The following is a 25,889-nucleotide window of genomic DNA, read 5'->3' as shown; positions in this document are numbered from 1 at the left end:
AAACAATAAAAGAAATCGATTTAAAGAAATTATTTAAACCTCATAAAATATTAATTTTAAGATCAAAAGCAGATGAAAATGCTTCGTATGAAAGAATACTTAATGAAATGAAGGAAACATATATAGCTAGTCATAAAAATAAATTAATGGGGTATACAAGAGATAATTTAATTGAAATAGAATTTAATTTTGATGAGATGAAAATGATATTAGAAGATAATTAAGAATAGGAGGTGACCAATGAAGTTTATCAAAGATAACTCAATAGGTATAATCCTTGGAGTTTTATTTATAATGATACTTATTATCCCAATTAATAATACATTATTAAATGGGGTACTTGAAAAACCAGAAACTATTAACAACATATACTCTATTCTAATAGGTTTTATTTTTACAAGTTTAGCAATTTTGAGTTCCTTAAAAAGTAAACCATTGATAAATCTTGCTAAAAATGGTAAATCATTAGGAATTATAATTAGAATTTTTATTACACTAAGCTTTTTATTTATAGTGATGATTTTCCCTTTTATCTCTAAGAATATAAAAATATATGAGTATTTATTAAAAATTTCTATATTTACATTTTTTAATTTTACAATCTTGATGTTGCAAATTCTTAATGAAACTATTAAACATTTGCCAGTTGAGAAATCTGAAGAAGAAAAAGAAAAAAATGAGAAGAACATTTTGATGGGGAAAATTAATGATAATTTATATAGTATTTCTGTGGGAATAAATAAAATTGGAGATAAAATCATGAAAAAATAGATTAGCAGTAAAAATTAACTATAGTTTTCTTTGAAATCAGAGAAAACGATAACAAGGAAATAGTAGAAGGAGTTTTTATATTATGGTAGAAACAAAACAAATTAAATGGAAAGACATTAAATCAAAAATAGAGAAAAAAGATAAATCAGAATTATTAAAATTAATATCTACTTTATATTCTCTTAATAAAGAAAACAAGATGTTTTTAAATACTAAATTTTATTCAGAGGGAATACCGTTAGAATTATTTAAAGAAAAAATTTAAAAACTTATAAATCCAATTCCTACATCAAATTCAAGAGTAAAGATTGTAGAAGCTAAAAAATTAATATCAAATTATTATAAGGCAACAGCAGATATACTTGGTAAATTAGAATTAATGGTATATTTTTATGAAGAAGGTATTGATAGTCTTAGTAGTTATGATGGTTTAGAAAGTTATTATGATGCGGTGACTAATATGTTTGATAAAATTCTAGAAATATTAGAGGCTCAGTCGGAAAAAGTCATAATTAAATATTTAATCAGAATAAAAAAAACTTTTGATGTTTTGGGTCATTTGGGATATGGAACTGGTGATTATATTCTTGGTGAATTACAAGATTTCGAAAATAAAAATAATTAGGAGGAATTAAATATGGCTACAATAAGTTTCAATGATGTTAAAACCAAAAATAGAATATATCAATTTAGGATTGATATAAAAGGAGCTAAACCACCAATATGGAGGAGGGTGCAAGTAGAAAAGAATATTACATTTCATCAACTGCATGCAATTATTCAAAATATCTTTAACTGGGGAAACTATCATCTTCATGAATTTAGAATCAGTGAAAAAATAACAGTATTGGATACGAAGCTAGAGTCTTATGAACCTATGATGGATATGCCGATGTTTGGTGGAAGGCAAGCTCCTAAAGAGATCAACGAGCATGATGTTAAATTGAATAAATATATTAAAAAAATAGATGACACTATAAATTATGATTATGATTTTGGAGATGGCTGGGAACATACGATAAAATTAGAAAAAATATTAGATTTAGATTCTAAAAAAATCTATCCTAGCCTTATTACTGGTAAAAGAGTTGCACCCTTTGAGGATTCTGGCGATATTTGGGGATGGAAAGATCTTTGTAACCTTATGGAAGGAAAGCCAGTAGATATGGATGAGGAATATAAAAAAGAATTGTTAGAACACTATCCTAAGTTTGATCCAAATGATTTCGGGAGAGAAGATATAAATGATATTAATGAAAATTTTAAAGAATATAAATATGATGTATTTTTTGAAGACTTCTTAGATTTTGAAGAATAAAATTCAGAGGGGAAAAATAAGTTAAATAATGAAAATGAACTTTTAGAATTAAGAGAGATATTAAATGGTATGGGTTTAGAAGTGTTGGATATATCATGGAAATATAAAAAGAGAAGTGCTCCAGTAAAAAGTTACTATGGGTAATTCTATTTTTATATGGTAAATAAAAACTAAAAACCCTATAAAACCTATATTGAATCCATAGAATCTTAAGATTGAAATTCTAGCAATTCCTAGTTAAATATGATATAATTCTAAGATAGAAAAGTTATAAAAATAAGGTGTAAAAAATTGTTTTTTAACAAAAAAAAAGGTAGGAGTAAAATATGAAATTAGCAGTTATAACTTTAGGTTGTAGTAAAAACCTAGTAGACACAGAACATTATTTAGGAATATTAGTAAATAAAAGAGGATTTGAGTTAACTACAGAGGTAGAAGACGCAGATCTATGTATTATAAATACTTGCGGATTTATTGGCGATGCCAAAGAGGAATCTATCACAACTATATTAGGTGTAGCGGAGCACAAAAAAAACGGGAAATTAAAGAAGATAATTGTAGCGGGATGTCTAGCAGAAAGGTATGCAGATGAATTATTGGCAGAAATGCCAGAAGTAGATGCTATAATAGGAACTGGTGACGTAGATAAGATAGAAGAAGTAATAGACGAGATATTAGGAGGTAAAAGAGTTATTAGAAGTGAATCTTTAGATTTTTTAGCCAATGCTGAAACTGAAAGGATAATCACAACTTTTCCGCATACTGCGTATCTAAAAATAGCGGAAGGATGTAATAGAAGGTGTACTTACTGTATCATCCCTAGTTTACGTGGGAATCTTCGTAGTAGGACTATTGAAGATATCATAGTAGAAGCTAAGAGATTAGTGGCAAATGGTGTAAGGGAAATAAACTTATTAGCCCAAGAAACAACAGAATATGGACTCGATCTATATAAGAAAAAAGCCTTACCGGATCTGATGAGAGAATTAGCTAAAATAGAGGAATTGAAGTGGATCAGAACATATTATATGTTCCCTAATTCAGTAACAGATGAACTTATAGAGGTTATGAAAACGGAAGAAAAAGTATGTAATTACTTTGATATCCCTATACAACATGTATCTGATTCTGTGTTACAAGGGATGAAAAGAGCAATATCAGGAGATGCTTCTAAAGAGTTGTTACGTAAGATCAGAAAAGAGATTCCAGATGCTATATTTAGAACTTCTTTAATAGTAGGATTTCCTGGTGAAACAGAGGATGATTTCTCTGAATTAAAGGATTTTGTAGAAGAATTTAAATTTGATTATATTGGCGTTTTTAAATACTCGAGAGAGGAAGATACCGTAGCCTTTGATATGGAAAACCAAGTGGATGAAGATGTGAAACACAGAAGATGGGTAGAACTAACTAATCTTCAAGCTGAGATTGCAGAAACAAAGAATAGATCGTTCCTAGGTAAGGAAGTAGAAGTTATGATAGATGGTGTATCAGAAGAATCTGAATATATGCTAGAAGGAAGAACAAGAGGACAGGCTTTGGAAATAGACGGTAAAGTTTTAACCAATGACGGAACTGCTAAACCAGGGGAAATTGTAAAAGTGAAAGTAGAGCAAAACTTCGATTATGACCTTTTAGGTTCCGTAGTAGCAAATGAAGTTAACTAATCTTTAGGAGGAGTGAAGATGAGGATGAATGTGCCGAATAAATTAACCATGGCAAGAATGATTTTAGCAGTTCCATTTATTTATTTTCTAGGAATATCTAATGGAGATAATGGATTTGTATACAGAATGATAGCTTTAGTGTTGTTTATGGTAGCATCTATTACAGATTTTTTAGATGGATATATAGCTAGAAAAAATAATATGATTACAGATTTTGGGAAGTTGATGGATCCCTTAGCAGATAAAATATTAGTTATATCAGCATTAGTGGTGTTTGTAGAAGCTGGTTACTTACCCTCATGGATATCTATAGTTGTCTTGGCCCGGGAGTTTCTAATCAGCGGTATCAGGTCATTGGCAGCGGCCAATGGAGAGGTGATCCCAGCTGGGAACTTAGGTAAATATAAGACGACTGCTCAGATGGTAGGTATAATAATGATAATGATATTAGGAGTTACACAAATTGAAATATTAGGCATTCATTTAAATGTTTGGATAATGTTACCTTCTGTAATTTTGACTATATGGTCAGGGTGGGATTATTCAGTGAAAGCAAAACATTATTTTATGAATATGGAATAAACGGAGGAATAGATGTTTTTGATATATAAAATAGTAAGTTATGCAATAGAGATATTAAAAATTTTAATTTTATTGAGGATAATATTATCATGGATTGTCCCTCAGAGTAGGAATGAATTTATTGAGTTGATTTATACCGTTACAGAACCAATCCTAAAACCATTTAGAATAATGATTCCTTTAGGTGGCGCCAGATTAGATCTATCGCCAATTTTGGCATATTATGTACTAGGAATTGTAAAATATTTGATTTTTAGAATATTGAGTATGATCTCTTAGAAGTAATTCATGAATTATGCTTATAAAATGAATCACCCGTACGAAGTAAAAAAATTAATGGGGTCTGCCCGCCAAAGGCGGGCAGACTTCTTATCTTTAAAATTAAAAATTAAAAAAATTAGACAGAAAAGTAGATTGAAAGTTTAGTAGGAGGAAAGATGCATAAAGAGATAGAGTGTGAATACCATATACCTGTATTATATGAAGAAACTTTAGATAACCTAGTTACTAATATAGATGGGATATATGTAGACGGGACATTAGGTGGAGGAGGTCATTCAGAAGGAATAGTGAAAAGACTTTCGGAAAAAGGTGTATTAATTTCTATAGATCAAGATCAAAATGCCATTGATTTTGCAGGGGAAAGATTGGAAAAATATGGAGATAAAGTGAAAATATTTAAATCTAACTTTCAGGAGATGGATAGTGTAGTATATATGGCAGGGTACGATAAAGTAGATGGAATAATGATGGATATAGGAGTTTCTTCTAAACAACTAAATGATCCTGAAAGAGGGTTTTCATATAAATATAATACTCGTTTGGATATGAGAATGGATAAAAATATGCCTATTTCAGCCTATGAAGTTATAAACAACTATGAGGAAGAGGAGATCTCAAGGATTATATATGAGTATGGTGAAGAAAGATACGCCAGAAAGATAGCTAAATATATAGTTTATAACAGAGCAGAGAAAGCTATAGAAACCACTGGGGATTTGGTAACAGTAATAAAAAAAGCCATCAAAGGACATCCTAAGAAACATCCTGCTAAAAAAACATTCCAAGCTATAAGGATAGAAGTTAATAAGGAATTAGATGTTCTTAAAAATGTAATTGATAAAGCAGTAAACTTACTGAAACCAGGGGGTAGATTAGCTATAATCACCTTTCACTCATTAGAAGATAGAATAGTGAAACAAAAATTTAAAGAATTATCTACAGATTGTATCTGCCCATCGCATCTATTGGTTTGTCAATGCAATCATAAAGCTACGGTGAAACGTATAACAAGAAAACCAATTATTCCTAATACGGATGAGCTAGTATTTAATACTAGATCACATTCGTCTAAATTGAGAGTAGTAGAAAAATTATGAAACAAAAAAAGAAAATATTAATGGTTTTGTTACCGATAATTTTTTTAATTTTTATGGAAGGCTTACGCCTACATGATACTATAAAGGCAGTCAGAGTGAGTAAGGAGATCAAGGTACAAAAAAACAAAAATCTGAATCTACAAAAGGAAGTATCTAGAGAAAAAATAAAATTGGCAGAAAAAATGGACTTAAATACAATGAAAAAATATGCCGAGGAAGAGATTGGGATGAAAATTTCTAACACCATTAACCATGTCAAAATAAAAAAAAGTGTTTCAAAATGAAATAAAAAGGTTTGAAACTTGACTTTGGTTACTTTAGGTTGTATTATGAGTAAGTAGTGTGACAGTAAAATTTATTATAAAAAGGGGTAAAAATTGAAAAAAGGAAATATAGTAGAAATTAAAATAGATAAGATAATTTTTGGTGGAGAAGGATTAGGATATTATGGTGATCTAGTTATTTTTGTACCAATGTCTGTTCCTGGAGATGTTTTGGAAGTAGAGATAATTTCATTAAAAAAAACATACGGAAGAGCTCTTATAAAGAAGATAATAACACCTGGAACGGATAGAGTAGAGGGAAACAAAATAAGTTTTGAAGATTATCAGGGCTGTGATTTTGCTATGCTTAAGTATGATGAACAGTTAAAATATAAAAAACTCATGGTAGAAGATGTGCTTTCTAGTGTAGGAAAGGTAGAATTAAATAATGTAGAAATATTAGATACCGTAGGAGCAGAAAATCAATTTAACTATAGAAATAAAGTGATTGAACCTTTTGCCCGTAAAAACGGAAAAGTAATATCAGGATTCTTTAAAAGAAGATCTCACGAAGTTTTTGAAGTGGATGAAAATTTTCTTCAATCCAAACTTTCAAATGAAATCATATCTAGGATTAAAGAGCTCCTAAATGAAGCTAAATTAAGTGTATATAATGAAAAAGCTCATAAAGGGATATTGAGGCACATAATGGTTAGGACAACTTCATTTAATGAAGCTATGGTTGTACTCATAATTAAAGGGAAAGTAGATTCAAAAATAGAAGGGGTTCTAAACACTCTGTATAATGAGAATGATAAGGTCAAGTCTGTTTATGTTTCAATTAATAATAAAAGAACAAATTTCGCTTTAGGTGAGCAAAATATCCATCTATTTGGAGAAAAATATATTAAGGAAGAACTGTATGGAATTGAGTTTAATATATCTCCTACATCATTTTTTCAAATCAACATAGAACAGACTAAAAAACTATATGAGAAGGCGATCTCTTATTTTGATAATATAAAAAATAAAAATATAGTAGATGCCTATTCAGGAACAGGAACTATTGCTATGATCTTATCAAAAGATGCTAACAAGGTCTATGCTATAGAGATAGTGGAATCAGCAACAAGAGCTGCGTTAAAAACAAGTGTAGAAAATAAGATAGAAAATATAGAATTTATAAATGGTAAAGCTGAGGAAAAATTAATTGAACTAATCGAAGCAGGTAATCAAATAGATTCAATAATATTTGATCCTCCTAGAAAGGGAGTAGCACAGAATATATTGGAAAAATTATCTGAAACGGAGATAAAAGAAGTGGTATACATATCATGTAACCCTTCAACATTTGCTAGAGATACGCAGATATTAGAGAGAGAGGGATATCTGTTGACCAAAGTTTGTCCATTAGATATGTTTCCTAATACCAGTCATATCGAGGTAGTAGGTAAATTTAAAAAGAAGGGATAATTCATAAATTATCTATGCAGGAGGAGATATGGAAGTTAAATTGATAATTTTTTTGATCATAGCTTATTTCATGGGATCTATTCCAACAGGTGTAGTCATAGGAAAAAAATTCAAAGGTATAGATATCAGGGAGCATGGGAGTAAAAATACCGGTGCAACCAATGCTTACAGGGTACTTGGGTTACAGTATGGGATAATTGTTCTTTTAGCAGATGCCTTAAAGGGATATTTACCGATTTTTCTAGCAAGTTTAGCCGGAATAACTGGATGGCAGCTTATTTTGGTAGGCTTAGTGACAATAGTTGGTCATACCCTGTCGATATTTTTAAAATTTAAAGGCGGGAAAGGTGTAGCTACTAGTTTAGGAGTATTTTTATACTTAGTTCCAAATATAGTTTTAATTTTAGTGGTTGTATTTATACTGATTGCATTTTCAACTAAATATGTATCTTTGGCTTCTATATCAGCAGCAGGATTATTTCCGATATTAGTAATGTTTATGCCTGTAAATGAAGAACTAGGGAAATGGAATATCTTTGGGTTTGCCCTTATAATAGCTTTATTTGTGATATTCAAGCATAGAAGTAATATCCAGAGATTGTTGCATGGGAATGAAAATAAATTTGGAGCTAAAAAATAATTTTAACAAATAAAATATTTCAAATGATTTTAAAAAGGGAGTAAATTATGGGGAAAATTGTAGTTATGGGAGCAGGTTCTTGGGGAACAGCTCTTGCTAGGATTATAGCGTCTAAAGGAAATGAGGTAACCCTATGGGATTACAACGAAGAGAGGGCAAAATTGTTGCAAAAAAGCAGGGTAAATAATAAGTTTTTATCCAATGCTAAATTTCCAGAAACTTTACAGGTGACATCTGAGGTAGAAGGGTTACTAGATGGGGCAGAATACCTTATCATGTCTGTACCATCTCAAGTGTTGAGATCTGTTATAGGCAAGATCAGTAATCAATTGACAGAAAAAACAATAATCGTTAACACTGCTAAAGGGATAGAGATATCTACAGGGATGAGATTATCCCAAGTGATTAAGGATGAAATATTGGGTAAGTTTCATAAAAATATTGTAATCCTTTCTGGTCCTACCCATGCAGAGGAAGTTGCTAAAAATCTTCCATCTACAATAGTAGCTGCTGGAGAATCTGGCTGTGCTAAAAAAATACAAGAATTATTTAATACAGAAAGTTTTAGAGTGTATGAGAGCAATGATATTATCGGGGTAGAATTAGGCGGGGCTGTAAAAAATGGTATTGCAATAGCTGCTGGTATAGCTGATGGAATGGGATTTGGAGACAATACAAAAGCAGCTCTTATAACTAGAGGTTTAGCAGAAATAGTAAGATTCGGTGAGGCTTTAGGCGCTAAAACAGAGACTTTTTCAGGGCTTACTGGAATGGGAGACTTGATAGTGACATGTGCTAGTACTCATAGCAGAAATAGATATGTGGGACAAAAACTAGGTGAAGGAAAAAAATTACAAGAGATCTTAGATGAGATGGAAATGGTAGCTGAAGGAGTACCGACTGTGAAAGCCGTTTACGAATTAGCTCAAAAGAAGAAGGTGTCAATGCCAATATTAGAAGGTGTCTACAAGGTATTATATGAAGATAAATTAGCAACTGAAATGGTTAAAGAATTGATGACTAGAGACTTAAAGAGAGAATTTTAAAACTAAGGATGATGAGACTATGGAAAGAACAAAAGATTTAGTATCTTTATATTTAAAAGATATTAGGCAGTATGAAATTTTGACAAAGGAAGAGGAATTAAAGTTACTTATAGCAGCTAAAAATGATTGTGAGGAATCTAAGGAAAAATTAATTTTGTCTAACTTACGGTTGGTAGTGAATGTAGCCAAAAGATATACTAGAAAAGGACTGGGTTTAATGGACCTTATCAGTGAAGGTAATTTTGGGCTTATTCATGCTATTAAGAAATTTGATGTAGAGAAGGGGTTTAGGTTTTCAACCTATGCAGTTTGGTGGATTAAACAATCTATAACTAAGTCTATTATTAGTAAGGGAAGGGAAATAAGAATTCCATCTTATAAATATGATATGTTGAATAAAGTAAATAAATATATTATGAATCATGTGATGAAAACCAGTAAATACCCTAATTTTAATGAAATATCAAAGGGCTTAGATATGCCGGAGGATAAGATTCAAAAAGTAATGTTAGAATTTCAAGATCTGATGTCTTTGAATGCTTCTATAGGAGAGGATATTTTCTTAGAAGACACCATAAGTCAACCTGAGGAACAGTCTCTTGAAAATCAAGTTTTGAGAGGAATAGGAAGGGAAGAGATCATTAAGATGTTAGATGCTCTGAAACCTCGTGAAAAAGAGATAGTAAAATTAAGGTATGGAATAGATGGGTATGATATCCATACTTTAGAAGAGATTGGTAAGACATTTAATATTACTAGAGAAAGAGTGAGACAGATTGAGAAAAAAACCTTATTAAAACTTAAAACAAGATTTAGTGAGGAATTGAGACCCTATTTATTTAATTAATGTAAGTTCCCCGCCTTTTTTTGGTGGGGAATCTTTAATTTTAATGAGAGATGTGGTAAAATGAATTAAATTAGATTCTTCTTTTTTATGGTTTCATGAGGTTACGAATGTTAGGGGATTCGTGTAGTTAAAAAGAATTTCCTAAATGTAAAGTAATAGAAACCAAAGATTGATAAAGGAGTTGAGCATATGGGAGGTAAAATTGAAAATAAAAGTAAATAAACAAGAATTTTTAAAAACTTTAAGGATAGTGAGTAAGGCTATCACGGAAAATAAAATAAGGCCTATTATTTCAGGCGTGTATATGGAGGCTGTTGACTCCACGATAATTTTAAAGGGAACAAATTTAGAATTAACAGTTACATCTAAGATGGAAGGAGAGGTAATCAAGGGTGGAAACCTGGTATTTTCCCATCAATTGGTGGAAGAATATCTAAAAGAGATTAGTGATCCAGAGGTAACTCTTAGTATAGATAAAGGAACTCTTTTAATCGAAACAGAAGATTCATCTTCTGAATTTTCTGTTTTTGATGCTGATGAATATCCAAAAATCAGAGGATTTCAAGGAGGAAAAGAGTATAATCTGTCTACAGAAATCTTTGTAAACTTATTGGAAAAATCAAAGTTTGCAGCTTCTCAAACTACAGATAATATATCTATAAATTGTCTTAGGATGGAATTAGAAGGTGGAATGTTGAAATTAATATCAACAGATACATACAGACTAGTTTATATAACTGAACAAGTAGACTTAGATGGGAAATTAAAGGTTAGTATCCCTCTAAAAAGTGTAGAAGCCATGATAAAAATTTTAGTTTCAAAAAAAGTAAAGGATATTACCTTTGCATATGAAGGAAATCAAGTTAAATTCATAGTGGGAGAAACTGAAATATTAACTAGAGTAATTGATCTACCATTTCCAGATTATGATGGGATATTAAGTGCAACAGGATACAACAAAGAAGTTTTAATAGATTCAGCTGAATTTAAAAATATTCTTAAGAGGGTTCAGATCTTTGTAAGAAATAATGCAGAATCTAAAAATAGTGGGATATTTGAATTTAAAGGTGATATTTTAGAGGTAAGTGGGATATCAGAAATTGCTAAAATTAATGAAACTATAGGGATAAAAAAAGAGGGAGAAGATCTGAAAATTTCTCTTAATGTAAAGTTTTTATTGGATTATCTTTCTTTTGTAGAGAAGGGGAAAAATGTTACATTGAGTCTATCGACATCTTGTGGTGCTGTAGAATTAACGATAGAAAATGAAAAGAATTTTAAATATCTAGTGATGCCTTTAGCATTAAAAGATTAAAAATATAAGTGAGCTCAAGTTTTGGTTAAAATTTGAGCTTTTTTTGACGGTGTAATTTTAATATGATATACTGATAAGAGTACCATGCGTAAGAATACCTTGATTAAATAAGGTTTATAAAGGTTTTTATCTATAGACCTGATGGAGAAGATAATATGTTGAAATTAGTTATTTTAAGGTGGGTATATCTCATATTTTACCTTCTAGTGATCATAGCTAGAAAATTTTCCAAAGAAGAGATTGAAAATAGTAAGGTCTCCAAGATATTTATCCGTTTTAATAATAATGTTGTGTTAAAACGATGTAAGGATACACCAGCAAATAGGGTGTCGATCTTACTTCCTCATTGTATTCAAAACTATGAATGTCCGTTAAAGGTGACATCCACAGTGGGAAATTGTAAGGAATGCGGGAAGTGCAAAGTAGGAGATATACTAAAATTACAGAGGGAATATGACATAAAAGCTAAAATTGCTACTGGAGGGACATTAGCTCGTAAGTTTTTGAAAGAAACAAAACCAAAACTTGTAATAGCTGTAGCCTGTGAAAGAGATTTAGTAGCAGGAATCTATGATGCTTTTCCAATGTCTGTATACGGTGTATTCAATAAAAAAATAAATGGGCCATGTTTTAATACCGACCTTTCAATTAAAGAGATTGAGAGTGTACTTAAAAAATTAAGATAGGAGAAATTCATGAAAAAAAAATTATTTATTTTGTCCCTTTTGATTGTAATAGGGAGTCAAATTTTTGCTACAGATAGAGATGATATGAAATACATTGATAAATTATACGAAGCCAAAGAATATTCCATGGCTACAGATGAATTGAAAACCTTTGTAGGGAAATACCCTGACAGCAGGTATCAAAAAGTAGCACTGGAGAGACTATCTAAGACTCTATACCTAGATAAAAACTATAAGAGTTCTGCAACTTATTTTAATCAATATTTAAAATTGGAAAAATTAAAAAGAGATGAAAAAGATGAAGCACATTATTATTTAGCTAGAAATTTAATCTATCTAAAGGATTATAATGGAGCAAAAAAAGAGATCAACTTAATAAATAAAAATTCTCTTAAAAAAATAGATGCTGTCTATTATCTGGGAATATCCTACTATGAAAATGGCAGATATGAAGAGGCTAAAAAAACTTTTAAGTATCTTATTACTAAACCTACAAGATCAAAAGATGCTCTCCTATATATATCTCTGTCGTCTTACAATAACAAGGAATATGTGAATAGTACCATCTATTTAGATGAATATTTAAAGGGATCAACTGAGGGAAAAAATATAGAGTTAGCCAGTTATATGTATGGAATGAATCAATATAAGCTGGGCAACAATGATCTAGCTATAAAAAAATTAATAGAGGTAGAGACAAATTATCCTCAGAGTGAATATATAGCGGATGTAAGATACGGTCTTTTGGATATCTATCTATCTAATGAAGAGATGACAAAAGCAGATGAATACTATAAGAAATTAATGGGTGGAAACAATGAGGGAAAAGCTAATATACTTTTAGCTAATTATTATTTTGCTCAAAAAAATTATGAGACGTCTATGAAATATTACGAACTAGTAAATAATTCTAACGATGCTAAAGTTATATATGGATCAGCCTTTAGTATGTTCAAAGTAGGAGAGTCAAAGGGTGGTACAGAGGGTAAAAAGTTAGTTGAACAATCAAAAAAAACTTTTAAAAATCTTCTGAGAACAAATTTAAATTCCGAAGGAATCTACTATATGGCATTGATAGATTTTAGAGCTAAAAAATATAGTGAAGTGATAAAAAATTTAAAAGCTTATGATGAATCGAAGATGAAGAGGGAATACAAAAGCAATATAGATCTCTTTTTGGGGAAATCATATTTTGAAACAAAAAACTATAAAAAATCTAGGACTTATTATACTGACGTATACAATAGAACACAAAGTAAGGAAGGCCTTTATCAACTGATCTTGGTTAACAGTAAATTAAAAGATTTGAAGAACACAAGATTAAGATTCAATGAATATAGAACTAAGTTTTCTACAGATATAGAGTATAGACAAAAGATCTACCTTATAGTTGGGAATACATATTATAAAGGTGGGGATACAAAAGGAGCTAAAGATACTTATAAAGAATACCTGAGATCCTACAATGATACTAAAATTTCAGAAAATTTAATAACTATCTTAGTAGCAGCTGGAAGTTATAAGGAATTAATAATTTATCTGACTCCTCAGCCTAAAACAGCAGAAAATAGATATCTTTTAGGAGTTGCATACCTAGGACTTACACAATATGAAAAAGCAATAGAAAAATTTGAAGGTGTAATAACAGGAAAAGATGCAAATTTATTTCAAAAAGAAAAATCTAACTACAATTTAGTAAAAGCTCATTTTGCTGCTAAAAATTATGGAGATGCTATAAAATCTGCAAGACAATATTTTGCAGTGAAAGAATACAAAAGATATAAAAATGAAGTGATGGATTTAGAAGCCCTTTCGAACTTTAGACTAGGGAAATATCAAAAGGCCAGGGGAATATTTTCTGAATTAGGAAAAAATTCCAAATATAAGGAATATAGTAGCTTTCAAATAGCTGAGACATATTATAATGAGGGGAAGTTTGATCTATCTTTTAAAGGGTACAACGATCTCTATGAAGAAAATAAAAATGGCAAATATGCAATAGTATCTCTGTATTGGGGGATAAATATCCTTTATACCCAAGAAAATTATGAAGATGTGATTAAAATAAGTGAGGAATTCAATTTAGAATATCCAGAGAGTAACTATATAGCAGATGTTAATTTTTATAGGGCTGATGCATATTTTAAATTAAATGATACAAAGAATGCAGCTAAAACGTATATAAAGATATATCAAGAAACAGCTGATGAAAAGCTAAAAAATAAAACTGCTAAGGAGCTTACAACCTTATATTATAACGTGGATGACTATGAAAATGCTAACCTATGGAAGGAAAAAATAAGTGATTCCAATGAAAAAATATATTTGTCGGCACTTATCTATGAAAAACAAGGGAAGACAGATCTAGCTATAGTAGAATATAAAGAATTGATAGATAATGTAGAGTATGGAAGTAAGGTGAACTTTAATTTAGCAACTTATTACTATAAGGAAAAAAACTATGATGAGTCAAAAAAATATTATGAAAATATATTGGATGTAGAAGATGGTCCATATAAAGATACTGCTACATATCGTATAGGGCAGATATACTTTAAATCAAAGGATTACAGTAAGGCACTTAGAAACTTTATGAAGGTAGAGCTTTTATATGAAAAGAGTAGTCTAAGGGAAGCGGCAAAATTAAAGATTGCAACGACTTATGAGATTCAGAAAGCAGATGAAAAAGCTAAAAAAACTTATGAAGAGTTTTACGAAACTTATCCTGAAAGTAAGTACAGAGGGCTAGTATTGGAAAAACTATTGGTGATAAACCTAAATGAAGAAAAAATAGAGGAAGCTAAGAGATATTATGATGAATTTTTGATAGCGAATGAAGAAGTGGCAGAAGGGTATACTTTATATTTTATTGAAAAAAAAGAAAAAACGGCACAGTTAAATACTGAAAAAAACCAAGAAAAAGTAGAAGAAGAAAAAATAATAAAAGAATAGTTAGGAGGAGAAGATGAGAAGATTTATAAGTGGATTACTATTAATAATGATGTCGATGGGGATTTTTGCAGAGGAAAGTGGAGCAGAGATTCAAAAGGAAGTCAGTGGTATAAATAAAAGTACTACAACAGAGGGGAGAATATTATTGGAGGGGCAAGAAAAAGATCCTACAATACAGGCAGTGGATCTAAAATTAATAAATAATGGAAATCAAAGATTAGAGACTATGAATATAGATTACAATCAAACTGAACAAACAGATGATATTTTAGCTGATATAAGTGAGACAAAAACACAACCTAACTATGTGGTATGGGGATTGACTATATTAGGAATATTAGTAGCAGGATTAGCATTGAGCTCAAAATAACTCAGAACTTGGCCACCAATGAACACCAATTTTAATATTTGTATATCTTTAGTGTGGATTGGTGGCAAAAATAAATAAAAATAAAAAGGAGACTTAATCATGATAGAAATATTTAAGAGTGGTGGAATGTTGATGTACGGAATTCTCCTACTATCAATATTAGGAACAACAGTAATAATAGAGAGATTCGTATATTTTTTAAAGAATGAAAAAGGAATAAAAAACCAGCTAAAAGCACAGTTAGAAGAAGCAATTACTTCTAAAGATAAGGAGTTAGCTATAAGTTTATGTGAAAGTGGAAATTCATCTAGTTTAAAAGTGTTGAAAGAACTGATATTAGAGCACGATTTCGATGAAAAGGTAGATATAGAGTATTTGGAAGAAAAAGCTAGAGAAAGAGCATTGATAGAGATTCCTAAATTAGAGAATCATATGTGGTTATTAGGAGTAGTAGCTCATGTAACCCCATTGGTAGGATTATTAGGAACTGTATCTGGAATGATCGTAGCATTTAGAGTCATTGCAGTAGTGGGATCAGGAAAGCCAGAGATGCTAGCAGATGGGATATCTCAGGCATTAATTACTACAGCAGCAGGGCTTACAGTAGCTATACCAGCACTTATATTATATAATTATTATAATAAAAAGATCGATCATGTGGTAAATGAAATAGAAAGAACTGCCGTTGAGTTTATCAATTCTCTTAGAAAATAAGGGGGATAATATGAAAATACAGAGATTGAAAAGGAAAAACAGTAAAAATTTGATGCTAGATATGACTCCATTGATAGATGTAGTGTTTTTACTCCTAATATTTTTTATGGTGGCTACAACATTTCAAGATGTAGATTCTAGTGTAAATATTGAACTACCAAAATCTAGTTCAGAGCATAAGATAAGTATCAAAACTTTAGAGGTGAAGATAAATAAAGATTTAGAAATATATCTTATAGTGAAGAATCTAAATGGTAAAAACGAGATGATGAAAGTAGATCAAGGAGATCTTAAAGAAAAGTTAGGACAAAGATTAGAACTCACAGAGGATAAAAATGTAGTTATAAGTGCTGATAAGAGTGTAAACTACCAATCTCTTATAGAGGTGTTAGATATAGCTAAGGAAGCGGGAGCAGGTTCATTAGACCTTAATACTGAAAGTTTAAATTAGGAGGTGATAAGGTGAAAACAGATAGAAATGATTATTTTAATAAGATATTTGTAGGAGTCCTTATCCTTCATATAATTTTTCTCTATATAATGCCAGGTTTAAAAAAAATAGTGATAGAAAAGCCAAAAGTGGTTCGAATTAGATTTGGCGATAATGTTGATCCTATAGATATTGCTCCTAAAAAAAATATTGAAAAAAAGAAGAATTCTCAAGTTATAGAGGGAAAAGAAGTAAAAATTGTAGATGAAAAAGAACAGATAAAAAAAGAAATTTCTAAAAAGATAGAGAAAAAAGTAAAACCCAAAAAAATCTTACAGATGACCCAATCATTTGATGATTTGGATATACTGGAAAGCTTAGATTCAGAGAGAGAGATCAATAGAAGTGAAGCAGAACTTAAGCCCAAGATAATAAAGGTTTCAGAGGTTGAAGATAAAAATAGAATGAACGAAATTGAAGATAGAAAATTAAATGAAGTCACTGATAATTTCAAAGATAGAATCGAGGAAAGTTTAGATGTGGTGGGAACTGAAATACCTCAGGACGGACCAGAAAAAATAATGGTAAAAAATGATCTGACAGATGGGGTAAAAGATATAAAATGGGATAAACTGATGAGTGAGGAAAATCCAAATATAGTGGGGCCTAAATCAGGGTTAAAAGTAGGGTCTATGGACGGTAAATCTAAAGTTATTTGGGATCCATCTAATAAAGATCCTGAATATCCTCTGGAAGCAGAAAAAAATGCTCAAACTGCCGATGTAAAAATAATCTTAGATGTAGATGTAGATGGGAAGGTACTTAAAGTAAGATTAATAAAAACAGGAGTAGATGTGATAGACAGAGCTGTAGAAAGTATAGCCCGTGACTGGAATGTAAAACTTATAAATAACGGAATGGCTGCAAGAGGAAGTGTCGTGGTAGAATATAAATTCAAGTTAAAGGGCAGGTAGTAGATGAATATATTGGGAATAAATTTAACAAAAGAAATAAAGGAATCACTGTTGGAGAATTTAGATGGAGATTTTTCATTTGAAAACAGCTATACTAATGTAGAAGATTATATAGGAAGTGCTAAATATAATCTAATAGTTATGGATATAGATGGGTTAGAAGAATTAGATAAAACAAAAACAGTTATAAAAGAAATATATGAAAACCAGAGTAAAGCTATAATTGTAGCCTTGGGAGAAAGAGCAACCTTAGACTTAATAGCTTGGGCAATTCAACTGGGAGTATATGATTACCTACTCAAACCAATTGAAGAAGACGAAGTAATAAAGATTGTCGAAAAAGCATTAAAAGATCAAAAATTAAAGGCTGAAAAACTGAAGAAAAAAGAAACTCCCAGGGGAACTGTAATTGGAAACAGTCCTAAGATGGTAGAAGTTTATAAGAAAATAGGTAAGGTAGCTACAAATAAAATACCGGTACTCATAAGTGGAGAAAAGGGAAATGGTAAAAAAGCGGTGGCAAAATCTATTCATAGGTTCAGCTGTTTGAAGGAAAAACCATTTGTCAGTGTAAACTGTACAGCATATCAAAAAGAGTTCTTAGACAGAAAATTATTTGGATATGAGAAGGGGAATATATTTGAATCCCAGGTAGAACAAATCGGTATATTAGAAAAAGGTTATGGTGGATCGATCCATTTAGGAAATATAGAATCGCTGGATCTGACTCTGCAGGCAAAATTATTAGGAGTACTTCAAGAGAGTGCCTTTTTTAGAGTAGGAGGATCAAAGCTCATTAAAACCGAGATTAGAATCATAGCTACTACCAGTGTAAACTTAGAAGAACTGATAATGAATGGAAACTTCATAGAAGAACTATATCATAGATTGAGAATATTGGAGATAGAAATACCGCCACTTAGAGAAAGAAAAGATGATATCCCTCTTATGATCCATCATTTTATTAAAAGGTTCAATGAGGAATTTTCTAAGGCGATAAAAGGAGTATCTACTCCAGCCATGAAGAAAATAATGAGATATGACTGGCCAGGAAATGTAAGGGAATTAAAATCAGCTATAAAATCAGCCATGGTATTATCTAGAGGTAGAAGTATCTTAGTAGAGGATCTGCCGTCAAATATTATAGGGAATAAAACTACCAAAAGAAGGGGAGATATCCAAGATTGGATATTATCTGACTGGGTAGAGGGAGAGATCCAAATGCTACAGGCGTCTAATCAAAAGGATTACTATGCTAATATAATATCTAGAGTTGAGAGAGAATTGATCAGACAGGTATTAGAAGTAGCCAATGGAAAAAAAGTAGAAGCAGCAGAAACACTGGGAATTACAAGAAATACACTACGAACAAAGATGAATAACTATAATTTAGATTAGAGTTTGAGGAGATAAGATGCATATAACACTTTATAGAAAGTATAGACCTAGTACCTTTGAAGAGGTAGCTGGAGAAACCGATATAATAAAAACTATAAAAAATTCTTTAAAGGAAAATAGAATGGCTCATGCATATTTATTTACAGGGCCAAGGGGAGTAGGAAAGACAACTACTGCAAGACTGATAGCTAAGGGATTAAACTGTATGGAAAATGGTGTTACGGATACACCTTGTAATAAGTGTGAAAACTGTATAGATATCAGCAAAAATAATTTTATAGACTTGATAGAAATTGATGCTGCATCAAATCGTGGAATAGATGAGATGAGATCATTAAAGGATAAGATAAATTATCAGCCGGCAAAGGGAAGGAAAAAAGTATATATAATAGATGAGGTCCATATGTTAACTAAGGAAGCATTTAATGCTCTCCTAAAGACATTAGAAGAGCCACCAGCTCATGTTATCTTTATTCTGGCAACTACTGAACCGGATAAGGTATTAGAGACTATTATCTCAAGGTGCCAGAGGTATGATTTTAAACCTGTCAACCTAAAAGAATCTGTGGATCACCTCCTTATGATAGCTAGATCTGAAGGGGTAGAAATAGATGATTTGAGTCTAAGGTTGATCTATGAAAAATCTGGTGGAAGTATGAGAGACGCTATCTCTATCTTTGAAAAATTAATAACTTCATGTTATGGCGAGGGGATCACTTTAGAAAAGACAGAGAGAATACTAGGAGTTATTCCAGAAAAAAAACTAGCAGAATTTTTGAAGATTATCTTAAAGAATGATCTAGTTAATGGGATCAAATTTTTAGATGATTTGTGGAATGATTCTATAAATGTAGAGGAATTCTTGAAAAGTTTTGCTTATTATCTTAAGGAAATGATGATTGAAAAAAAATCACCTTTTAAGACAATGAAATCTATAGCCATCATAGAAGATATATTTGAAGTGATGGGCAAATTCAGGTATGAAGAGGATAAAAGGATCTTAGGTTATGTAATTTTGCATAAGATAACAGAATTTAAAGAGAGTATAGAGGCAATTCATGAATTGCCCGTACAAGAAAAAATAGTAGAGAAAATAGTGGAAAAAATAGTATATGTAGAAAAAGAGGTCTCTCAAAAGGTAGTAGAAACTCCTAAGGTAGCAGAAAAAACAGTGGATATAAGCATAGAGGATGTCAGGACAAATTGGAATGACATAGTAAATGAATCTAAAAGAAGAAAGATGCCACTGATCTCATTTTTATCTACTGCTACACCTACTAAAGTAGAAGATGGAGTCCTTCATATTGGATTCTATGCAGAGAACAGATTTCATAAGGAAAGTATGGAAAAACCATATTATAACGATATATTCTTAGGAGTACTCAAAGATAAATTTGGAGGAAGGGTAGCTACAAAGTATGATCTTTTAAATGAAAAGAATAAAGTTGTGGAGGAAAAGAGTGATTTTGTGGAAAGAGTAGTGGACTTTTTTGACGGTGAGCTTATCTAACTCTTAACTAATTATGGGAATTATGATACAATGAAGACTATGAAAATAGGTGGAAAGGAGGAACAAATCATGATAAAAGTAACTTTAAATATTATCTTATTGTTTTTAGCATCATCATTGATACCCTTGGGATCGTTTATCTTGCCGGCATATAAAATAAAAAAAATGCCCAAGTTAAATTCTAAGAATAGACTTTTTACAAATTTAATTTCTGGTGGGGTAATATATTTTATAGATGATAAATTGTTTTTTGTCTATGTAGTTTTTTTCCTCTTATTGGAGGGACTTTATTATTTGTTTGAAAGGACTTCTATAGAAATATTTGACAGGATTTTTATTTCAACTACAATAACTACAGCAATGGGATACCTACTCATGAGAACATTTATTGGGACACCAGATGATCTGATGACAATCTTAGATGGTATATATAAGGAATATCTAATTTTAGACCAAACTATGATAACTACCATGATGGGTTATATTAAACAACATCTATTAGTTATAGTGTTTACCTATTCATTGGTGATAAATTATTTCACATATTTTATAGTAAAGGGGAAAACATACAGAGAGTGGAATATTTCCTACTTATGGGTACTTGTATATATAATTACATTTTTAATAGATAAGACTCTGAAAATCGACAATTTTTATGTTAAAAATTTATATTCAATAACTACTTTGATCTATATAATTTATGGAATTAAAGTGTTATACAGTGTGTTTAGAGAAAAGATAGGATGGAGAGTTTATGGGAAATCCTTAGCAATAGTAACTGCTTGTTTTTTTCCAATAGGGATCTTTATTTTAGGCGTAATGAATAGTTTTGGGATAATAAAAATAAATAAAAGGAGGAAATAAAATGTCAAAGATAAAAGTGATACTTAATACAGATGTAGCAGGACAAGGAAGAAAGGGTGACATAGTAAGTGTATCGGAAGGGTATGCTAAAAATTTCTTATTAAAAGGAAATAAAGGAATTATAGCCACTGATGAAGAGATGAAAAGATTAGAGGCAAAAAATAATAAAGCGGCAGCAAAAGATCAAGCTGAAACTGCTGTAGCAGAGGGACAGGCTAAAGTATTAGGAGAAAAAACTTTATTTATGAAGGTAAAAGCTGGAGAGAATGGAAAGGTATTTGGTTCTATAACTAATAAAGAGATATCTGAGGCAATAAAAACTCAATTTGATATGGTAATAGACAAGAAAAAAATAGATGGAAGTATAAAAAAAATAGGTGAACACAAAGTGAACTTAAAATTACACAAAGGTGTAAAGGCTAGCTTAAAAGTAATAGCTGAAAGAATGTAGGGGTAAATATGCAAGGTATAGATAAGTTAAAGATGGTTCCAACCAGTTTAGAAGCAGAAAGATCGGTATTAGGTGGGGTTTTATTAAAACCTGATGCCCTAGAAGATGTTATAGAGATTGTAAAATCAACTGACTTTTATAAAGGAGCACATAGAAATATTTTTGAAGCAATGTTATTTGCTTATTCTAAAGGGGAAGTGATAGACCCTATAGTTTTGATAAATACATTAAAAAAACAAAATAAATTTGAAGAAAGTGGTGGAGAAGCTATTCTCTATGAGATTATAGAACAGGTTCCTACTGCTGCAAATATCTTGAATTATGCCAGAATAGTGAAGGAAAAATCTACCCTGCGTAAATTAGGAGATATTGGTACTCAAATAGTGGAGATGACCCATGAAGGTTATGAAGATATAGATGATATCTTGGATAAAGCTGAAGGGATGATCTTTAAGATAGCTGAAAATAAAGAGCGTAAAGATGTAATAGAGGTAAAAGATATTATATCGCAGGAATACGAAAGATTGGAAAAATTGATGGACAACAAAGGAATGACTACTGGAATCTCCTCGGGATTTAAACATTTTGATGAGATGACCAATGGTTTTCATCCTTCAGACCTAGTGATCTTAGCAGCCAGACCAGCCATGGGTAAGACAGCATTTGTTCTGAACATGGCACTGCATGCGGCTATAGAAGAGAAAAAAAGTGTCATGATATTCAGTCTGGAGATGTCCAACTCCCAATTACTTCAGAGATTCTTATCTGCAAAGGCTAGGATTCCTCTTTCAAACCTAAGAAATGGTTTTTTAGAAGCAGATCATTGGGTAAAGCTGGGATCAGCAAGTTCAAAATTAGCGGAATCTAGTATCCAGATAGCGGATATGCCTAATATAAATGTTATGGAAATAAGAGCCATGGCAAGAAGAGCCAAGGCAGCAGGAAAATTAGATATGATAATCATAGACTATTTACAGCTCATACAGGGTAGAGATAAAAATGGTGAATCCCGTCAACAAGAGATCTCAGATATATCTAGATCACTTAAAATAATAGCCAGAGAATTAGAAGTACCGGTAATAGCACTGTCTCAGCTTTCACGTGGTCCTGAACAAAGAGCTGACAGAAGACCAATGTTATCAGACCTGAGAGATTCAGGAGCCATCGAGCAGGATGCCGATATGGTAGTTTTTATCTATAGAGACGACTACTATAACGAAGACAGTGAAGATAAGGGAATTGCTGAAATTATCATAGGTAAACAGAGAAATGGTCCTGTAGGAACGATAAAACTGCGGTTCTTCCATGAATATGCGCAATTTAGAGATTACACTACAAGTATAAGTTAACTCTTTCTGTCCTGTCGGACATCTTCCTCCTCGTAAAGGGAAGAACTTCTAAAAAAAAGAGCAATAAAAGTTAGGGTGCAAGTCTGCTTTTTATAAATATATATATATATAAAAGGAGATAAAAAAGGATGAAAAAAAAAGTAGAACTCTTGGCTCCAGCAGGGAATTTTGAAAAGTTAGAGATGGCATTTCATTATGGTGCTGATGCAGTGTTTTTAGGTGGAAAAGAATTTAGTTTAAGAGCAGGTGGACACAACTTCGATAGAGAAGAATTAGTAGAAGCTGTCAAATATGCTCATGCAAGAGATAAAAAAATATGGGTAGCATTAAATATAATTCCACATAATGATGAGATGGATGCTTTACCGGAATATGTACAGTTTTTAGAAAAAACAGCTGGAGTGGATGGTGTTATAGTAGCAGATTTAGGGGTTTTAGAGATAGTTAAAGAAAATTCAAACTTACAGATAAGTGCAAGTACTCAAGCAAGCAACACTAACTGGAGATCGGTTAAGATGTGGCAGGAGATGGGTGCTTCGAGAGTTGTCCTAGCTAGAGAGGTATCTTTAGAGAATATAAAAGAAATCAGAGCCCGTGTTCCAGATATTGAGATAGAAGTGTTTATTCATGGAGCACTATGTATGTCTGTATCAGGTAGGTGCTTACTTAGTAATTACATGATAGGAAGAGATGCTAATCGTGGTGATTGTGCTCAATCTTGTAGATGGAAATATAATGTGATGGAAGAGGATGAAAATGGAGATAAAAAGCCTGTATATACTGGAGATGAAGCTACACATATATTTAACTCAAAAGATCTATGTGCAATTGAATTCATAGATCAAATATTAGATATAGGTGTTGATTCACTGAAAATTGAAGGAAGAATGAAGGGTATTTATTATGTTGCAACAGCTGTAAAAGTTTATAGAGAAGCAGTTGATAGATATTATGAAGGGAACTTTAAATACAGTGAAAAATGGTTAAAAGAGCTTGAGACAACATCTCACAGAAAATATACATCTGGTTTCTATTTTAATAAACCAGGTTCAGATTCACAAAACTATAACAATAGAAATTCATATAGTCAAAGTCACCAATTGGTTGCAAAAGTAGCAGAAAAACTAAGTGAAAATGAGTATATCTTAGAAGTAAGAAATAAAATATTTGCTGGTGAAGAGCTAGAAGTAGCAAGTAATAACGGTAATCCAAAAATTATTGTATTACCAGAGATGGAGATTACAAGGAAGAAAATAACGAGTATGGTGACTGAAGCTAACCCTAACTCTGTTGTAAGGGTAAAGATAGATGCAGATATCAATAGACTTGATATGATAAGAAGAGTTTTACCGGAAGCAGAATAGAGATAAAAGAAACATGACGTTCCATCCAGATAGGCATAATTTAGGTCTATGAAAATATTATGAAAATGAAGGTGCAAGAAATTCATGAGATTTTTAAGGAGTAAAAGATGAAAAGAACAGAATTAGTAGCCCCAGCAGGGAATATGGAAAAATTAAAGTTAGCTTTTGAAAATGGAGCCGATAGTGTATTATTAGGTGGTAAAAAATATAACCTAAGAACAGGGAGTCATAATTTTACAGATGAAGAACTAGAAGAAGCTGTAAGTTATGCCAAAGAAAATAGTAAAAAAATATGGGTAACACTGGATATTATTCCACACAACCATGAATTAGAAGGTTTAGATGAATATGTTAAATTTTTAGAAATTGTTGGTGTTCATGGTGTTGTAGTAGGAGATTTAGGAGTTTTTCAAATTGTTAGAGAATTTTCTAGTTTAAAGATAAGTGTATTAACTCAGGCAAGCAATACTAATTTTAGAGCTGTGAGGATGTGGCATAAGTTGGGAGCTTCTAGAGTTATCTTGGCTAGAGAAATATCCATTGAAAATGTAAGAGATATTAGAAAAAAAGTACCTGAGATAGAATTAGAAATATATGTTCATGGAGCTATGCATATGTCTACTTCTGGTAGAAGTTTATTAACTAGCTATATGTCTTCTAAGGAAGAAAACTTGGATTCAAATAATGCACAGTGGAAATATTTGGTAGAGGAGCAAACAAGACCTGGAGAATATATGCCGGTATTTGAAGATGAGCATGGAACTCATATATTTCATTCAAAAGATCTATGTTCCATTGAAAATTTAGATAAAATTTTAGAATTAAGCGTAGATGCTATAAGAATTGAAGGAAGAATGATGAATAACGATTACTTAACAACAGCAGTTAGGGTTTATAATGAAGGAATGAAGGACTTCTATAATGGGAATTTTAATGTAAAAAAAGGGTGGTTAGAAGATTTAGAAAAAGCTTCCCCAAGGGAATTTACAAGGGGTTTCTACTTTGGTATAGAAGGTAAGAGATCAATATAGAAATTATTAACCTATAAGCCTCCAGATTAACTTAATTAATCTGGAGGCTTTACTATTATTATTTAGATGCAATGTCATGCTTTTTTTATAATTTTTATTGATAAAATTTACGAAGGAGGAAAAAATCTATGCATGGTTCTAAAATAAATATAGATAATACTGAAAAAATAGGTCCTGTAAAGGGGCGCAACTGTCAGACAATGATGCTTTATATATTTCCAAGGGGGGCCTCCCCTTCAACCAATGAAGCTATTGAGTCGGCTAAAAACCAGCAGCAGGGAACTAAATATATTACAGATATAACCATCGATGATAGAATTGAATGGAAGATTGGATACTCAATTCAATGTATTACTGTAGAGGGAACAGCACATAAATAAATTTGCTGAGTAAAATCAGTAAATTTTTTTATTTAAGGTGATATAATAGAAAAAAGAGTGATTAATTAATGATTAGTAATTAAAAGTTAGAGGACTAAATTATGAACATAAAGAC

28 protein-coding genes are annotated in these 25,889 nt (G+C 31.2%); all 28 read left to right on the top strand.

The features are described from left to right. Window positions 1-240: 240 nt before the first annotated feature. The 28 genes from V5784_RS10555 to V5784_RS10420 all read left to right on the top strand — a co-directional run bounded on the left by V5784_RS10555 (window position 241) and on the right by V5784_RS10420 (window position 25,774). Window positions 241-771 (top strand): hypothetical protein, encoded by a 531-nt coding sequence (locus tag V5784_RS10555; protein WP_336888974.1) that lies wholly within the window; start codon window positions 241-243, stop codon window positions 769-771. 82 nt (window positions 772-853) lie between these two features. Next, window positions 854-1,036 (top strand): hypothetical protein, encoded by a 183-nt coding sequence (locus V5784_RS10550; RefSeq protein ID WP_336888973.1) that lies wholly within the window; start codon window positions 854-856, stop codon window positions 1,034-1,036. A 114-nt stretch (window positions 1,037-1,150) separates the two neighbouring features. Continuing rightward, window positions 1,151-1,396 (top strand): hypothetical protein, encoded by a 246-nt coding sequence (locus tag V5784_RS10545; RefSeq protein ID WP_336888972.1) that lies wholly within the window; start codon window positions 1,151-1,153, stop codon window positions 1,394-1,396. Window positions 1,397-1,408: 12 nt separating this feature from the next. Continuing rightward, complete coding sequence (locus tag V5784_RS10540; RefSeq protein ID WP_336888971.1) at window positions 1,409-2,089, top strand: plasmid pRiA4b ORF-3 family protein; 681 nt, start codon at window positions 1,409-1,411, stop codon at window positions 2,087-2,089. Window positions 2,090-2,415: 326 nt separating this feature from the next. Further along, window positions 2,416-3,756 (top strand): 30S ribosomal protein S12 methylthiotransferase RimO, encoded by a 1,341-nt coding sequence (gene rimO, locus V5784_RS10535; RefSeq protein ID WP_336888970.1) that lies wholly within the window; start codon window positions 2,416-2,418, stop codon window positions 3,754-3,756. Window positions 3,757-3,780: 24 nt separating this feature from the next. After that, window positions 3,781-4,338 (top strand): CDP-diacylglycerol--glycerol-3-phosphate 3-phosphatidyltransferase, encoded by a 558-nt coding sequence (pgsA, locus tag V5784_RS10530; protein WP_336889028.1) that lies wholly within the window; start codon window positions 3,781-3,783, stop codon window positions 4,336-4,338. A gap of 12 nt (window positions 4,339-4,350) precedes the next feature. Continuing rightward, complete coding sequence (locus V5784_RS10525) at window positions 4,351-4,617, top strand: YggT family protein (RefSeq protein ID WP_336888969.1); 267 nt, start codon at window positions 4,351-4,353, stop codon at window positions 4,615-4,617. A 158-nt stretch (window positions 4,618-4,775) separates the two neighbouring features. Next, complete coding sequence (gene rsmH / locus V5784_RS10520; RefSeq protein ID WP_336888968.1) at window positions 4,776-5,717, top strand: 16S rRNA (cytosine(1402)-N(4))-methyltransferase RsmH; 942 nt, start codon at window positions 4,776-4,778, stop codon at window positions 5,715-5,717. Then, window positions 5,714-6,001 (top strand): hypothetical protein, encoded by a 288-nt coding sequence (locus V5784_RS10515; protein ID WP_336888967.1) that lies wholly within the window; start codon window positions 5,714-5,716, stop codon window positions 5,999-6,001. The genes rsmH and V5784_RS10515 overlap by 4 nt, the downstream gene beginning before the upstream one ends. Before the next feature lie 93 nt (window positions 6,002-6,094). Beyond that, window positions 6,095-7,453, top strand: coding sequence for a 23S rRNA (uracil(1939)-C(5))-methyltransferase RlmD (gene rlmD, locus V5784_RS10510; protein WP_336888966.1), 1,359 nt, complete (start codon window positions 6,095-6,097; stop codon window positions 7,451-7,453). A gap of 28 nt (window positions 7,454-7,481) precedes the next feature. After that, on the top strand, window positions 7,482-8,093 hold the full coding sequence (plsY, locus tag V5784_RS10505; protein ID WP_336888965.1) for a glycerol-3-phosphate 1-O-acyltransferase PlsY: 612 nt from the start codon (window positions 7,482-7,484) through the stop codon (window positions 8,091-8,093). A 47-nt stretch (window positions 8,094-8,140) separates the two neighbouring features. Next, a complete protein-coding gene (locus V5784_RS10500) occupies window positions 8,141-9,139 on the top strand; it encodes an NAD(P)H-dependent glycerol-3-phosphate dehydrogenase (RefSeq protein ID WP_336888964.1) in 999 nt (332 codons plus the stop codon). 19 nt (window positions 9,140-9,158) lie between these two features. Next, the gene (locus V5784_RS10495; protein WP_336888963.1) at window positions 9,159-9,986 is read left to right on the top strand and encodes an RNA polymerase sigma factor RpoD/SigA; all 828 of its coding nucleotides are present in this window, start codon (window positions 9,159-9,161) and stop codon (window positions 9,984-9,986) included. A gap of 202 nt (window positions 9,987-10,188) precedes the next feature. After that, entirely contained in the window at window positions 10,189-11,301 is a 1,113-nt protein-coding gene (dnaN, locus tag V5784_RS10490) for a DNA polymerase III subunit beta (protein WP_336888962.1), read from the top strand. Between the two features lie 155 nt (window positions 11,302-11,456). Beyond that, window positions 11,457-11,987 carry a DUF116 domain-containing protein gene (locus V5784_RS10485; RefSeq protein WP_336888961.1) on the top strand — a complete coding sequence of 177 codons (531 nt, stop codon included), beginning with the start codon at window positions 11,457-11,459 and terminating at the stop codon, window positions 11,985-11,987. A gap of 9 nt (window positions 11,988-11,996) precedes the next feature. After that, window positions 11,997-14,939 carry a tetratricopeptide repeat protein gene (locus V5784_RS10480; protein ID WP_336888960.1) on the top strand — a complete coding sequence of 981 codons (2,943 nt, stop codon included), beginning with the start codon at window positions 11,997-11,999 and terminating at the stop codon, window positions 14,937-14,939. 13 nt (window positions 14,940-14,952) lie between these two features. Then, on the top strand, window positions 14,953-15,309 hold the full coding sequence (locus V5784_RS10475) for a hypothetical protein (RefSeq protein ID WP_336888959.1): 357 nt from the start codon (window positions 14,953-14,955) through the stop codon (window positions 15,307-15,309). A 99-nt stretch (window positions 15,310-15,408) separates the two neighbouring features. Next, entirely contained in the window at window positions 15,409-16,023 is a 615-nt protein-coding gene (locus tag V5784_RS10470; protein ID WP_336888958.1) for a MotA/TolQ/ExbB proton channel family protein, read from the top strand. Window positions 16,024-16,033: 10 nt separating this feature from the next. Beyond that, window positions 16,034-16,474 (top strand): biopolymer transporter ExbD, encoded by a 441-nt coding sequence (locus V5784_RS10465; RefSeq protein WP_336888957.1) that lies wholly within the window; start codon window positions 16,034-16,036, stop codon window positions 16,472-16,474. Between the two features lie 11 nt (window positions 16,475-16,485). Further along, complete coding sequence (locus V5784_RS10460) at window positions 16,486-17,427, top strand: TonB family protein (protein WP_336888956.1); 942 nt, start codon at window positions 16,486-16,488, stop codon at window positions 17,425-17,427. 3 nt (window positions 17,428-17,430) lie between these two features. Further along, window positions 17,431-18,825 carry a sigma-54 dependent transcriptional regulator gene (locus V5784_RS10455; protein WP_336888955.1) on the top strand — a complete coding sequence of 465 codons (1,395 nt, stop codon included), beginning with the start codon at window positions 17,431-17,433 and terminating at the stop codon, window positions 18,823-18,825. Between the two features lie 16 nt (window positions 18,826-18,841). Next, window positions 18,842-20,335, top strand: coding sequence for a DNA polymerase III subunit gamma/tau (dnaX, locus tag V5784_RS10450; protein ID WP_336888954.1), 1,494 nt, complete (start codon window positions 18,842-18,844; stop codon window positions 20,333-20,335). Between the two features lie 69 nt (window positions 20,336-20,404). Beyond that, entirely contained in the window at window positions 20,405-21,199 is a 795-nt protein-coding gene (locus V5784_RS10445) for a hypothetical protein (protein WP_336888953.1), read from the top strand. Between the two features lies 1 nt (window position 21,200). After that, a complete protein-coding gene (rplI, locus tag V5784_RS10440; RefSeq protein ID WP_336888952.1) occupies window positions 21,201-21,650 on the top strand; it encodes a 50S ribosomal protein L9 in 450 nt (149 codons plus the stop codon). Between the two features lie 8 nt (window positions 21,651-21,658). Beyond that, on the top strand, window positions 21,659-22,999 hold the full coding sequence (gene dnaB, locus V5784_RS10435) for a replicative DNA helicase (RefSeq protein ID WP_336888951.1): 1,341 nt from the start codon (window positions 21,659-21,661) through the stop codon (window positions 22,997-22,999). Window positions 23,000-23,127: 128 nt separating this feature from the next. Then, entirely contained in the window at window positions 23,128-24,363 is a 1,236-nt protein-coding gene (locus tag V5784_RS10430; RefSeq protein WP_336888950.1) for a U32 family peptidase, read from the top strand. 107 nt (window positions 24,364-24,470) lie between these two features. Further along, entirely contained in the window at window positions 24,471-25,394 is a 924-nt protein-coding gene (locus tag V5784_RS10425; protein WP_336888949.1) for a peptidase U32 family protein, read from the top strand. 128 nt (window positions 25,395-25,522) lie between these two features. Continuing rightward, window positions 25,523-25,774, top strand: a complete 252-nt coding sequence (locus V5784_RS10420; protein ID WP_336888948.1) for a hypothetical protein — start codon at window positions 25,523-25,525, stop codon at window positions 25,772-25,774. Window positions 25,775-25,889 lie beyond the last annotated feature (115 nt).

The sequence above is a fragment of the Psychrilyobacter sp. genome (genome assembly GCF_037132775.1).
Taxonomy (GTDB): Bacteria; Fusobacteriota; Fusobacteriia; order Fusobacteriales; family Fusobacteriaceae; genus Psychrilyobacter.
Note: the sequence above shows the minus strand (reverse complement) of the source record. Positions and strands in the feature narration are given on the sequence as shown.